Source organism: Rhizobium sp. 05N49 (genome assembly GCF_056396805.1).
Genome location: NZ_JBFTME010000011.1, coordinates 1 through 12,796 on the forward strand (window position 1 = coordinate 1; position 12,796 = coordinate 12,796).

The 12,796-nt window shown below is 58.6% G+C and carries 15 protein-coding genes; 6 read left to right on the forward strand and 9 right to left on the reverse strand.

The window, feature by feature from the left end; translation table 11 throughout:
* Positions 1-80: 80 nt before the first annotated feature.
* From tnpC to AC1DF8_RS21525, 5 genes are all read right to left on the reverse strand, one after another.
* Entirely contained in the window at positions 81-1,667 is a 1,587-nt protein-coding gene (gene tnpC, locus AC1DF8_RS21505; protein WP_478154886.1) for an IS66 family transposase, read from the reverse strand.
* 51 nt (positions 1,668-1,718) lie between these two features.
* Complete coding sequence (gene tnpB, locus AC1DF8_RS21510) at positions 1,719-2,072, reverse strand: IS66 family insertion sequence element accessory protein TnpB (RefSeq protein WP_076846215.1); 354 nt, start codon at positions 2,070-2,072, stop codon at positions 1,719-1,721.
* Positions 2,053-2,466 (reverse strand): IS66-like element accessory protein TnpA, encoded by a 414-nt coding sequence (gene tnpA, locus AC1DF8_RS21515; RefSeq protein ID WP_478154888.1) that lies wholly within the window; start codon positions 2,464-2,466, stop codon positions 2,053-2,055. Before tnpA ends, tnpB begins: the two co-directional genes overlap by 20 nt.
* A 215-nt stretch (positions 2,467-2,681) precedes the next feature.
* Entirely contained in the window at positions 2,682-3,287 is a 606-nt protein-coding gene (locus AC1DF8_RS21520; protein ID WP_113207939.1) for a L,D-transpeptidase, read from the reverse strand.
* A 235-nt stretch (positions 3,288-3,522) separates the two neighbouring features.
* On the reverse strand, positions 3,523-4,266 hold the full coding sequence (locus tag AC1DF8_RS21525; protein WP_113207940.1) for a glycerophosphodiester phosphodiesterase family protein: 744 nt from the start codon (positions 4,264-4,266) through the stop codon (positions 3,523-3,525).
* Between the two features lie 620 nt (positions 4,267-4,886).
* On the opposite strand from AC1DF8_RS21525, the gene AC1DF8_RS21530 reads away from it, so the two are divergent.
* Positions 4,887-5,462, forward strand: a complete 576-nt coding sequence (locus tag AC1DF8_RS21530; RefSeq protein ID WP_162735844.1) for a hypothetical protein — start codon at positions 4,887-4,889, stop codon at positions 5,460-5,462.
* Between the two features lie 263 nt (positions 5,463-5,725).
* Positions 5,726-6,040: a DUF982 domain-containing protein gene (locus AC1DF8_RS21535; RefSeq protein WP_113207942.1), complete on the forward strand. Its 315-nt coding sequence runs from the start codon at positions 5,726-5,728 to the stop codon at positions 6,038-6,040.
* A 71-nt stretch (positions 6,041-6,111) separates the two neighbouring features.
* Here the strand turns inward: AC1DF8_RS21535 and AC1DF8_RS21540 are convergent, their stop codons facing one another.
* Positions 6,112-6,264, reverse strand: coding sequence for a hypothetical protein (locus AC1DF8_RS21540; RefSeq protein WP_162735845.1), 153 nt, complete (start codon positions 6,262-6,264; stop codon positions 6,112-6,114).
* 187 nt (positions 6,265-6,451) lie between these two features.
* Here AC1DF8_RS21540 and AC1DF8_RS21545 point away from each other — a divergent pair, with 187 nt between their 5' ends.
* Entirely contained in the window at positions 6,452-6,775 is a 324-nt protein-coding gene (locus AC1DF8_RS21545) for a hypothetical protein (RefSeq protein ID WP_113207944.1), read from the forward strand.
* Between the two features lie 230 nt (positions 6,776-7,005).
* Here the strand turns inward: AC1DF8_RS21545 and AC1DF8_RS21550 are convergent, their stop codons facing one another.
* Complete coding sequence (locus AC1DF8_RS21550; protein WP_478154892.1) at positions 7,006-7,242, reverse strand: hypothetical protein; 237 nt, start codon at positions 7,240-7,242, stop codon at positions 7,006-7,008.
* A 631-nt stretch (positions 7,243-7,873) separates the two neighbouring features.
* Here AC1DF8_RS21550 and AC1DF8_RS21555 point away from each other — a divergent pair.
* On the forward strand, positions 7,874-8,347 hold the full coding sequence (locus tag AC1DF8_RS21555) for an Hsp20 family protein (protein WP_113207947.1): 474 nt from the start codon (positions 7,874-7,876) through the stop codon (positions 8,345-8,347).
* A gap of 263 nt (positions 8,348-8,610) precedes the next feature.
* Positions 8,611-8,844: a hypothetical protein gene (locus AC1DF8_RS21560; protein ID WP_162735846.1), complete on the forward strand. Its 234-nt coding sequence runs from the start codon at positions 8,611-8,613 to the stop codon at positions 8,842-8,844.
* 814 nt (positions 8,845-9,658) lie between these two features.
* On the opposite strand, the gene AC1DF8_RS21565 is transcribed toward AC1DF8_RS21560, so the two are convergent.
* The gene (locus tag AC1DF8_RS21565; RefSeq protein WP_478154894.1) at positions 9,659-10,045 is read right to left on the reverse strand and encodes a YidH family protein; all 387 of its coding nucleotides are present in this window, start codon (positions 10,043-10,045) and stop codon (positions 9,659-9,661) included.
* Between the two features lie 16 nt (positions 10,046-10,061).
* A complete protein-coding gene (locus AC1DF8_RS21570; RefSeq protein WP_113116091.1) occupies positions 10,062-10,256 on the reverse strand; it encodes a hypothetical protein in 195 nt (64 codons plus the stop codon).
* Between the two features lie 166 nt (positions 10,257-10,422).
* On the opposite strand from AC1DF8_RS21570, the gene AC1DF8_RS21575 reads away from it, so the two are divergent.
* Positions 10,423-12,708, forward strand: a complete 2,286-nt coding sequence (locus AC1DF8_RS21575; RefSeq protein WP_113207950.1) for a cation:proton antiporter domain-containing protein — start codon at positions 10,423-10,425, stop codon at positions 12,706-12,708.
* Positions 12,709-12,796 lie beyond the last annotated feature (88 nt).

Below are 12,796 nucleotides of genomic sequence, written 5' to 3' on the forward strand. Positions count from 1 at the left end.
GTAAGCGTAAGCGCGATTTTCGATGCGCCTTGACGGCTTCTTCAGGGGTAATCGCGCACGGATGCTAGCGGTACCCAGCTTTATTGGGCATTTGTCTTGGAGTAGTTGAACGGCAAAAGGTCGCCGATTTCGGCCGCTTCTTTGCGCTGCGGCAACTCAGTGAGCACGTGGCGTAGCCAGGCGAGCGGGTCGACGCCACAGGCACGGCAAGTCAGCATGAGACTGTAGATCACGGCGCTGGCCTTGGCTCCGTCGACGGTATCGCTGAACAGCCACGATTTCCTGCCGGTGGCAAAAACTCTGATCTCGCGTTCCAGAATGTTGTTATCGATCGGCATCCTGCCGTCGTTGGTGTAACGCGTCAGGTAATCCCATTGGTTCAGGGTGTAGGACACGGCATCGCCGAGCTTGGTATCCGGCACGATCTTCGGCGCGATGTTGTCGAGCCACGCCTTTAGGGCATTCAGGACAGGCAAGCTATGCTGTTGGCGGAAACGGCGAATGCAGTCGACCTTCGTTTCCCCAGCATCTGGGGTTTTGTCTCTTGCCTGCTTTTCGATCCGGTAGAGCTGCTCGAAGAACCGGAGTGCCTGTTCCGGCGGGCCGCCTCCATTCTTCCTGGTTTTGAGGGCTTCGACGAAGCGCCGCCTGGAATGGGCCATGCATCCCACATGGGTTGCACCATTCAAGGTGCGCCAGGCGGTGTAGCCATCGCTCATCAAGATGCCGCGGTAGTCGCCAAGGAAGGCCTGCGGGTGGATCTGGCCGCGGCCGGGCTGATAATCGAGAAGCACGATCGGCTGGTCACTGTCCTCGCCGCTCCGATAAGCCCACATGTACGATGTGCTGGTCGCTTCCTTGTCCTTTTCCTTCAGGACCTGAACCGTGGTCTCATCACCATGAATGAGAGGCTGCGACTGAAGCTGCAGTTTCAGCGCATCATAGATGCGGTGCAGATGCTTCTCGCTTGAGCCGATCACCCAGTGAGCGAGAGCGCCGCGGCTGATCGGAACACCAGCACGCTCGAATGTCTGAGCCACGCGGTAGAGCGGTGTGCCGTCGACGTATTTGTGGACGAGCGCGAAGGCTAACGTCGAGGCGGTAGCGATGCTGCCCGGCAGGGGCTGCGTCGGCATCGGTGCGATCACCACGGGCGTGTTGATCCCGGTGCGGTCGCAATGGCGGCAAGCGTACTTGAACCGCACATTCTGCAGGACCTTTGCCTTTACCTCGATATGGAGCTGTTCGGTAACAGCCTCGCCCATGCGATGCATCTCACCCTGGCAGCAGGGACAAGACTTCTGATCGTCGGGGAGGTCATATTCGACGCGCTCGCGTGGCAGGTCTTCCGGCAGAGGTCTGCGTCCACGCTTCTTTCCCGTTTGACCTTCTACCGCTGGAAGGCCGGTATCCGGAAGCTCGACAACATCGCCTTCCTCGCTGTCATCCTCGACCGCAGCCTCTTCGGCCTCGTTGAAGAGACGATCAATGTGCTTTTCACTGCGGGGGGCAAAGCGATGGAGCTTTGCCAGTGCCAGCTCTTCTTCCAGCTTGACGACCCGCTGCGAGAGCGCTTCCTTCTCGGCTTTGAGCGCAGCGATTTCGGCAGCATTGGCCGCCAACTGCGCCATCAGTTCTGCAATGCTCGGTTCGCCGGTGCGAGTCATCAGATTCTTGAATCTGAACCGCCCCTGCGCGTCAATCGCAATTCGCCATCCTCAGCCAGCAATCTGATACTGCCGCACGGGATGGCGGATCATCGCGTCAATATCGATGCCGTCGAGGATCCAGTGCAGTTGCTCTGTCGTCAGCGTCACCACCGCAGTCTCTCGGCGGGGCCACCTGAACCTATCTTCCGTCAATTTCTTCAGAACCATCACAAACCCGGACCGATCAAAGAACAAAAGCTTCACCCGGTCACGCCGGCGATTGCAGAAGGCAAACACCGATGGAGCAAACGGGTCCAGCTCCATCACCTCTTGAACCAAGACGGCGAGGCTGTTGATGCCCGCACGGAAGTCGATGGGCTCCCGATGGAGGTAGACCTTGAGATCAGCGCCCAGTCTGAACATGACCCAACGCTCCTATGATTGCGATCAGTCCATTCTCATCGCACTCAACGGTCAGGYTGATCCCATTCGGCAGGAGTGCACTCACCTTGGACGTATGACAAGGCTTGCCCAATGGCACGCTCTTCCTCAGTAAATCGCCGCCAGCAGAGTTCATTTCCGGAGCAATCTGAACCGGAACGAACGCCGAAGCCAAAGGCAAAGGACGCTCCTCTTTGGCCTTCTTTATCCACTTGCGAACAAGATTGGCATTCACGTCGTGTTCCCGCGCAAGTCGAGAGACCGAAACGCCGGGCTCTAAACACGCCGCGACGAGCTGATCTCGCGAAGCAGGGTCATATCGACGGCGGCCGTCGCGGCCAACAAGCCGCACCTGCAGTTTAGGAGTATCGTCCATGATTTGGTGTCCACCTATTTTTGGTGGACACTTCATGCATCAGAGCACTGCGCTTCAGAAGGCGCACAGAAATTCGCGCTTACGCGCCTGCTTGCGAGCTTCGGCGAATTGGGCGGCTTGACGCAGGATTGACCGAATGCGCCCAACGATCACCGCAGCATTGTCGCGCGACGGCTGACACAAAGAGTTTTGGCAACGGTGTGCGTTGGGTAAGGTCAACGATGAACGATAACCTGTGTCCCCGGCTGCACCATGTCGTAGAGTTCCTCTACGTCCTGGCGATACATTCGAAAGCAACCGCTCGACGCGTTGGTCCCAATGGACGAGGGGTCGTTGGTCCCGTGGATGCGTAGCAGCCCGTCGGCAAGATATATTGCCCGCGTGCCAAGAGGATTGTTCGGGCCAGGTTTGACGACGGCAGGCAGCTTTGGATTCTTCTGACGCATGCTCGCAGTCGGTCGCCACTCCGGATGTTCCTTCTTTGAGACGACCCGGGTCGTTCCGTACCATTGTTTGCCTTCACGACCGACGGCGATCGGATAGACGTACTGCTCTCCCCACGGCGTGGTGTAGTAGAGAGCGTGTTCGCCTGTAACGATCACGATCGATCCTGCCGATCTGGTAATGGGCGCCCGGTTTGGCGGCGGGTTTCGGTAGCCGGGACGTGGCTCGTATATCGGCGGCGGTGGGTACGGGCTGTACGGCTCGTCATAACTGTAGCCGCCATAGTCATCATATCCGTCGTAAGGCGCATACACCTGAGCGTCAGACTGAACGGCGCTCAGCAAGAGAGTGGCGACCAGAATAGCAAGGAGCCTCATAATCCTCATCCGCTTGTTAAACAAGCGTTATTAGGACGAGCTCTGTGGCGGGACTATGTCAACGCCTTGCCGCCTCCTGCGCTGTTGCCGGGCGAAAGGATTGACTTGAATCGGTCAGCACGCGAGCATGCCTATGGCGGTCTCAGCGAAAACGGCTGGATGTTTGACCGACGCTTTGTCAACGCTCACCGCCCTGGTCGGCCAGAGTGGCGCTGACGTTCACGGATGTCTGTGCTCATGGTCGGGTGAGGAGATGAGGGTCGTCGAGCATGATCGCGTCCGGGTCTGCGATGGCGATTTGTTTCAGTCCCTCCGCATCGACCAGGCCGGCTGGGTAGCGCGGATATTCCGGCAAGGGCAGATCACGCGGCTGCCCCACCATGACCGCAAGCCGCATGCCAACGCCTCTGATCGAAGCCGCACGTCCCCGAGACAGCTCGCCCTGCCACAGACGAAACCAATTGGCGCCCGCCTGCGCGGCGCTTTGGTGCAGTTCCGGATCGCTTGCAAGCGCGAGTATCGCAATGTCGGCTGCGATGTCTCGGGCTGCTTTGACAAGAGCGATGTCACGAAGTCCAAGGAGAGTGCGCCCAGTCGCTTCGGCGCGAGCGATTTCCGCGAGGATTGAAGGCAGATACGTCCTGTCCATCAGCTTCACATCCAGCAGCAATCCAAGTGGCGCGGAAGAAGCTATCGCCTCCGCCAATGTCATAATCGCCGGAACGAGGGATTTTAGCGTGCGGAAATCGAGCTCGGCCACGCTTCGTCGATCGCCACAGAGCCGTTGCAGGTCAGCGTCGTGAAAGTTCACGAGGATTCCGTCTCGGGTGATGCGGACATCGGTTTCGATCGCATCGGCTTTTGCCTTCTCGGCGGCGCGAAAAGCTGCCCTGCTGTTTTCCTGCGCCAGCAGGGCGCCGCCCCGATGCGCAATCACAAGCGGCTTCTTGGAGACGCCGAGCCAACGATTGACTGCCATTGCAAAACTACCCTTGTCAAAATCTCGTGGCCTCTGTCACGTCGCGCGAACCACGCGTGGCAGTTATTGCCGATAAAGATAGCGGTGTTAAGACAATGGGGTGCGTCTGTTGACATGCCCCAACACGCCCGCCGTGAACTCGATATTCGGCGCAGATGTTTTCTTCAATCTCGTGAATGGTCGGCCGCGCAGATGAGGGAAAGGGAAAGCCGGGTATCTACGATGCGTAAGCACGCCGGCGTCGGCAGGTTAGTCTTTCAGACAGCTGGTCTGGAGAGGAGTTGCCTTTTATTTCACGGCCTCGAGGTCATTCGTCCGCTTTCGTACTGCCCGGATCCCAAGGCTTGTGGTATGAGATCAGACCTTCCATCTAGGGCTTGCCACCCCACATCACGCAAACCTCCGCAGCGGCATCCGCCGGCCTCTGCGTTGACGGTCTGCGCGGGGTGAGAGGGCCGCTCCCTTCCTCGAGGTCGAGCGCCCTCGGAAAATTTCGAGACGCTCGAGGTCCGGCAACGATGGTGGTGTCTTTTAGTGAAGCCATCCTATGCCGCGCAGGTGCGAGGAGGTGAACTCCTTTCTTCCCTTTCCTTCGGGATATCGCTCTAGAGGCGGTCTATATGCGTCGCTCTGAGGACGATCTCCTGTTGGCGAAAGCGAAGTTCCAGATCCTTGCGGTAAGAATGCCAAAAAGCGTGATCGATGTCGCTGGTCATGACCTCAACGACAACGATATGGTCGCGTTCAAGGTAGCCATCATTCTCCCAGATGCCTTCAGCCGGGGCGTTAACATGGAGCGTCGCTCCACCAAACCTCTCGGTAAGTTCGTCGCGCACCGTCTGAAGATTTGTGCGGCTTCGACGCGAGCGTATGATGGGCAGCAGGATCTCGATCAAATAAGGCATTATTCCCCAACCACGACGCAAGCCCGTGGTTCCCGGCCGCTGGCACCTGAAACCTCAAGGACGAAGCCAACGCTGGCGCGGGCAAATGTCGTCTGGGCAGGCGAGGGAAAGAGGGTTTCGTTTTTTGGTCTTGGCGCTGAACGCTTGAGCAGGCGGTGGGCAACTGACAGTTATCCCGTCGGCAACATGTCCCCGATGGACTTGATGTTACGGCGAGGATCAACGGATTTGCTGAAGAACCGGCTTTCCGCGGTGATCTCGCCCAGCCCTACGCCTCGATCAGGAGACTAGGTAATGCTCAGCGGTGGCCAACTGCAACGACGGGGCCCCGTCTCCTCTTGGCTTCGGATCAGGGGCCGACGCAGATCAGGTTCGGAACAGCCGCGACGTCGGTTGACCGGCATCGGGACATCCAGAACTTGATCGCAAGGTGGCGTCAGACGCTCCAACGGGTTTCCTGTATCTCTCTCGGCAAATTAACGTTGTTTTAACTATGTGACATACGCGGCTCGTATCCTCGTGTATAAAGTTACTTTCAATACATGGGTGAAGGCATGGCAGCGAATAAATATTCGGCCTTTGCGCCGGTCGGACTGAAGTTCCGCGACGAGCGACCCTTCGTTGTCCTTCGCACACTGGCCGATGTGGCGCGTATTCTCATGCAGGACTGGCCCTTGGACGACGGCGAGGACTATGTTGTCGCCATCAAAGCCTGCGCCGACGCTCTTATCGGCGCAACGAGCCCGGAGGAACTGAGACAGGCGCTGCTTCTAGCGGCCAAGGAAGCCGATATCTCCGCGTTCGCTCTGGTCCACGACAGAAATCTGGAAGAAGCCTTTTCGGGCGACCGTCTAAGCCTGCAAGGCTGATAGCCCTTTCGGCTATCGCCCCTTTATAGAGTTGTTGACACTTGCCTGGACGTAGAACAAATAGGAAACATTCAAGATAACAGAAGGAGGGCGCGATCCTCGACAAGATCCAACAGCGGGCCAAAAGAAAGACGGCGTTCGACGCATGGTGGGAGCTTCAACCGCTCAAGCTTCGCCAGAATAATCATGTCGATTTCGCGCGGCGCTGCTTTCGCGCCGGACATCAGGTTGGCACCCGCCCGCCAAAAACGAAATACACGTTCAAGACCGGCAAATTTCTGGTGTCAGTCTGGGCGCCGACCATGAGGGAAGCGCGCAAGGCTGCTCAGATCGAACTGAATTTTCGGGTCGCCGCGGGCGGAGGAATACCGCCAAGGGCTGGCTGGAAGCTCACCGCGGTGAAGGCCGGCGATGCCTGAGATTCATCCGCTCAAAAGGCTACGGTCTTGGACGGTAAGAGCTGCGGCCGCCCAGGGACAAGTCATTGTCGTCACCTGCGACTTCTGCCGGGTCACTCACAATTACCTACCAGGTGATCTTGAGACGCTGTGTGGAAACCTGTCCCTCGACCGGCTGCTCGGCAGGTTCAAATGCGAAGGCTGCGGCAAGAAGATCTATCTGCGAATGACCCTTCACATCCCGCATGGCAGCGAATTCGGCTCCATGAAGATCCGGCGCCTGACGCGCGTGCGCACGCTCATTGTCCCGGTATGGTCGGAAGACGTCCTGCGTTAGCGCCTGCCTTTGGAATTCAAGTCGGCGCAAGCTGCTAGATCCGGTCAGTTTGGCGCGATCGCGCTCAAACGGTCGTCGCCTGCCGCGCTCCCCGAGCCGAGAAATGTCCGAGTTTCCGCACCGGATCGAACCCACTAATCCACGACTCGCGAAGAGCTTGGGAGGCCAGGAACATTGACTGCCATCACACACGCAAACTGTCTGCCAGCAGCCGCGTCGCCTCAGCACTCTCAGTGAAAAAGACCTTGGCGAGCAGACTTCTCCACCAGCGCCTCGGCGGTCCCGATCAAACGACCAGCCCTCCCTAAATCAAGCGCGCCCTGATCGCCGATCGCGATATCTTGCGATATCGCTTCGATGGTGCGCGCCACCTCGCCAAGCTTCTCCGCCAGCTCTGGCAGCTCGGCGCGTTGAGCCTGGCGTGCGAGGCGGTGAAGACATTCGGAATATCTGGAGGCCACCATCATACGTGCGCCTATCTGGCAGGCGCCTTCGGGACTGGCTGTGAGCCTACCTTTCTGCCGTAGGATCATTACGGCCTCCATCGATGTTTGCGGCTGGCATCCGCGCCGTCCTGGCCGTACATACGGTCGTCTAAAACCATCAGCGCGTCGAGGATATCCTGGCAGCGGATAGGCTCTCTGACGCCCGGGGGCAGCCGAAGGTCGGGCCGCGAATTCACCGCGAAGAGATCTGACGCCCAGGACGCCAGAATGGCTCGCTTCTCGTTCTTATCAAGAGCTGTGGCGAGCACGTCACGCGGGTGGTCGTAGCGCTGCTGCGTGTTGAGACAGCATGCAGATACCGCGTCGCATGTTGATGCTTTTCGAGATCTGTTCCTTTCGATTGGCATATTTTTGCCTCCTAAAAACCTTCAGCAAGGGAGTGAAAATCTCCAGGTGCAAATGAGATTGTTGCACCAATTTCTCCGTTCAAGAGGGTCACGCCAGCTAGCAGAAATTTTTTCGGCCAGGCGTCTTGAATCAAAAAATCGGGCAAACCAGATCAATTTGCGTCGGCCGCCTGATGAGGGGTCGACAGAGCGGAGCCGACGGAATCGGCTCCTTTGTTCCAACTCGCTTTACGGAGGTTTTGGTCATGAGAAACGAATTCGACTTCGCACCCTTGTTCCGGTCCAGCATCGGCTTCGACCGGGTCTTCAATCTTTTGGCAAACTCCCAGCGTTTGCAGTCCATCGAAACCTGGCCGCCTTACGATATCGTCAAGAGCGGTGAGGACAGCTATCGCATTCAGATGGCGGTCGCGGGCTTCGGAACGGAAGATCTTGATATCATGCAGGAGCGTAATGTCTTGGTCGTGAAAGCCCAGAAGGCGGAGGAAGCAAGTCAAGGCGAATATCTTCACCGCGGCATCGCAGGACGTGCCTTCGATCGTCGCTTCGAGCTTGCCGATCATGTGCGCGTGGAAAGCGCTGGCCTCAAGAACGGCCTGCTTACCATCGAGCTGAAGCGGGAGGTTCCAGAAGCTATGAAGCCGCGAAAGATCGCGATCGGAGGCGGCGAAAATACGCAGGCGCCCCTCCAGATCGAGGGTGAAAAGAATGCCGCATGATATGGGAAGGGGCGCCAAGGCGCCCCTTCTTCCTAAGGCTACTTAACGTGTGCGCGTAAAGCGTAGTTCCCATGCGTTGCAGTTTGCGGTGAACGGGCGGGATTTCGGCCCTGACGCGCGGGGCTAAAGCGAAATGGTGCGATGGATGGATCGACATCTTCAACCTTGGGCTCGGCTGGATCATGCTCGTGAAGGATGTTGACATTCCCCGGGGGAGGGAGGTCCCTTGCGTCAACGTTCCCGCATTTTATGAAGTGCCCGCCATGGACGACAGCGGCAACGTGTTGGCGCCGTCGGGCACAGGGGCGGAGATCGTCCGAGGTGCGGCGCATTTTGGCATGAACCCCACCCGCGATCGGGGGATTTCGATCAAGGCGGAGCCGAGAAGAGAAGCGTCACCGTTGATTTTCTGGCGACAGGCGATCAAGACTGCGCATACTCCTAAACTCAGATCGAAAAAAAGGCCTGCCGGGGTGGTGGCAGGCCAGGTTCTCTGATTGTGGGAACGGATCCCGCAGGTGTTTGATCATGATTCTAGGCAGGCGTTGCGCTTCGTCCGCTATCGTACCGGCCTAGAGGGGCTCGGAATGGTCGTTTGAAGTGCTGGGGGCACGCCCCACATAGCGAGCTTGGTCGCTGCATGACAGGTGGAACGTAGTGACCTTGGAAATCCGCCGGTCACCCGCACGATCGGAATTCGTGCCGTAAACCGGCGTATCGGGCCGCATCACGACGGCGTTACTCCTGGTCCCGTCGTCTCAGCTCGTCCATCTGGAGGTTCCCAATCTCCGGGTTCATGGGAACCGGGTACTCCGCAGTGTTCTGTTCTGTCGTCGAGATTCTTACTGCGGCGCGTCGTCCTCTTGATCCGACTCATTAGTGTCGGCTTGGTTTACCTCAGATAGCAGGTGCTGGCGCCGCCGGGCGCACACTACTCAAGAAGATCGTGCAAGCCGTTCGACCCGTTTTCGGGGAGGGCCCTCCGTTGCTCAAAGGGCGAAAGCCCAGTCTGTCGGTACGCGATAACTTGAAATCGACATAGTCCGCGAACTCGTCGCGAAGAATGCAGATCTTTCAAAGTCCACTATACCTGCTTGTGGCTCGAGGGACGGATCGAGGCAACTTCCGGCCGCGAGAGCCTACGAAATCTGATCCAGATGATAATCGCGATTTCTGGAACAGGCCCTCGCAGCGCCCCGGAAGATATTCTAGTTCGTCAGTATAGGACGGGCATAATTCGTCCCCCTCCAAACAGGCTCAGCCAATCTTTGTTTCCCGGGATCCGGCGGCAACAGTCGTCGAGCCGGCTTGCTAATGGCTGATCGCCCCGGATCGTCCGAACCAGACGCCCACCAATGCGGCAAGCGATACGATGACCAGAAAGCCACTGACGACCAGAAGCACTGCGCTCGGGATCTTCCTGACATCTGGTTCTGGCGGTGGCGGGCCGGGGCGGAACTCCCTGATCACAGCGACGGTGAAGCAGAAGGCGCTGAACAGGACGAGAATGGTGCCCGTCGTCACTATAAGAAATTCCGGTACGACCTCGGCGAGAAGGGCTTTTGCGCCAATTCCAATGGCGAGCGCCGTCAGTCCCGTTCTCATCCAGGCTGCATATGTTCGCTCCGCAGCGTAGACCGTACGATCTGCCGCGAGCACGGTACGCCTGTCTGGAGCCTGGGTGTCTTCTTCGCTCACGGCTTCCGCAGAGACTCTATCCAAGAGCTACTTGCGACGCGGTTCGCCTTACGTCCCCCGGTCGGTGGCGGTCTGTTCGCGACGCGGCAGCCAGGAAATGATCGAGATCGACGCGATCGGCACCGAAGCGGGCGATGTAACGGACAGCCTGCTCCCGGCTTATCTGATACTTCTCGGCAAGCTCCTCCGTCGTGTATTCACTTTCATTCATAGCGCTTCTCCTTCGTTGAGAAACTTCCTCCCAGTTGAATGGGTTCCCTGGAACAGCGCCTTCCCGGCATGTGTCGCGATCAACCTGTGGGCAGAGCCTCCCGTAGAGGGAACACAAACGCGCCCCGCTTGTTTCGAAGCGACAGCCACCATCGGAATTCTCACGCATGACAATCAACGCAAAGTCCGCGCAGTTCCCGTCCTGGAAGCTGCCGGTAATGACGGTCTGGCTTCTCATCGGTTGCTCCCTTCCGGCCTGTGCAGCCGAAGGCCAGTCTTCAGGTCCCTCAGACGCTCTCTTTCTTGTCCAGATCATCGTCCTGGTCGTCGTCGGTAGATTGTTCGGCGAGGCGATGGTGCGCATCGGTCAGCCTTCGATCATGGGCCAGATCATCGGTGGCATCCTACTCGGCCCCTCGGTATTCGGCTTTCTGCTCCCGAGCGCGCAGTCGGCAATCTTTCCTGACATCGACACGCAAAAAGCCATGACCGATGCGGTGGCACAGCTCGGCATTCTGTTTCTCCTCCTGCTCGCCGGCATGGAGACCGACCTTTCGCTGGCGCTCCGGCTGCGCCGTGCTGCAGCTGGCGTTTCGGTGACAGGCATCGTCGTGCCGTTCACGCTTGGCTTCGGCCTCGGCGAACTCCTGCCTGCAAGTTTGTTGCCCGACCCGGACGCAAGACTTGTCACATCGCTTTTCCTCGGTACGGCGCTATCGATCTCCTCGGTCAAGATCGTCGCGACCGTCGTTCGAGAGATGGACTTCATGCGCCGCAATGTCGGTCAGCTGATTGTCGCCTCCGCCATCATTGACGACACAATCGGATGGGTGATCATAGCCGTGACCTTCAGCCTGGCGAAAGAAGGTGCCGTCGATCTCACCACGTTGGCCAAGGGCGTCATCGGCACGGTCCTCTTCATGGCCTTCTCCTTCACCATTGGCCGACGTCTGGTCTTCGAGATTATCCGCTGGACCAATGACAGGTTCAAAAGTGATCTTCCTGTCTTGAGCGCCATTATCGCAATCATGGGGGCAATGGCGATCGTCACCGACGCCATTGGGGTCCACACGGTGCTCGGCGCTTTCGTCGCGGGCATTTTGGTCGGCCAGTCGCCCATTCTGACCCGTCAGATCGAGGGGCAGCTCAGGGCACTGACGACGGCTCTCTTCATGCCGGTCTTTTTTGGCCTCACGGGCCTCCACACCGATCTGGGTGTTCTTACCGATCCATCGATAATGGTTCTGGCGGTCGGGCTGATTGTAATCGCGAGCCTCGGAAAATTTGGAGGCGCCTTTGCCGGGGCCAAATTCGGAGGCTTTTCCAATGCCGAGGCTGTCGCGCTGGGGTGCGGCATGAATGCTCGGGGGTCCACCGAAGTTATCGTCGCGTCGATCGGACTTTCCGTCGGTGTGCTCGACGAGCGGCTCTTTTCCGTGATCGTCGCGATGGCAGTCGTGACGACGATGGCCATGCCCCCGACGTTGCGCTGGGCGCTCGCGCGCCTTCCGATGCGCAAGGAAGAAAAGGAGCGTCTCGAACTTGAAGCGTTCGAAGAGCGGAGCTTCGTATCGCAGTTCGAGCGGATCCTACTTGCAACCGACCACTCCGCAAGCAGCGATCTGGCGGCACGCATATCCGGGCATTTCGCGGCCCTGCGCAAAATGCCGGTGACGGTTCTCGATATCGGGGAGGAGGAGGAGACTGCGGCCGATTTACAGGAACGGCGGACAACAGACACTCCGCGCGCGCAGCAGATCAGCGAGCGCGTGAAGGAAACCGCCGAGATGGCTGTCGAGACGCAGGACAAGGGTGCAGAACTGGGTCAGGACGACCCAATCCATGTCTCTGTCCGCGACAGGGACGGCAAGCTGGCAGACGTTCTCGCCGAAAGTGCCGACAAGGGACATGACATCATGTTTGTCGGCATCCAGCCAACGAGCGGCGAAAGCGCCCAATATAGTGAAAAACTGTCGGCGATGATCAATGCCTTCAGCGGCACGACGGCAATCGTCACGTCGCGCGGCATGATCGCAAGAGAGGATCGAAACTTGCGCATACTCGTGCCGATCAGCGGCACCGAACGCTCCCTAAGGGCTGCGGAATTCGCGCTCGTCATCGCAAAAGCCACGGGCGCCGCGACGACTGCGGTTTATTTCCGCGACCCGAAGGAGGCCACCTCGCCCTCCCGTGTCAGTGACACCGGCAATGCCCACAGAGCCGCTTTCGAGCAACTGGATCGGATTGCGTCCTTCTATGAGGTCGAGGTAGAGAAGGTTGCCCCACAGGCTTCCGTACCGGAACTCGCCATTCTCAGGCACGCCCGCAGYGGACGTTTCGATCTCATCATTCTCGGCGTGAGCCGTCGCGCAGGCAAGGAGCTTTCTTACGGAACTGTTGCTGATACGCTGGCCGGAACCGCAGACCGCTCATTCGTCTTCGTCGAAACATAAGTCCACGGGTTGGGCTAAATCGGTTCTTGAGGCCCTTGGCCTCCGGCAGGAGCATCACCTGCCGACCCAGGAAACCGGGATCGGCCGC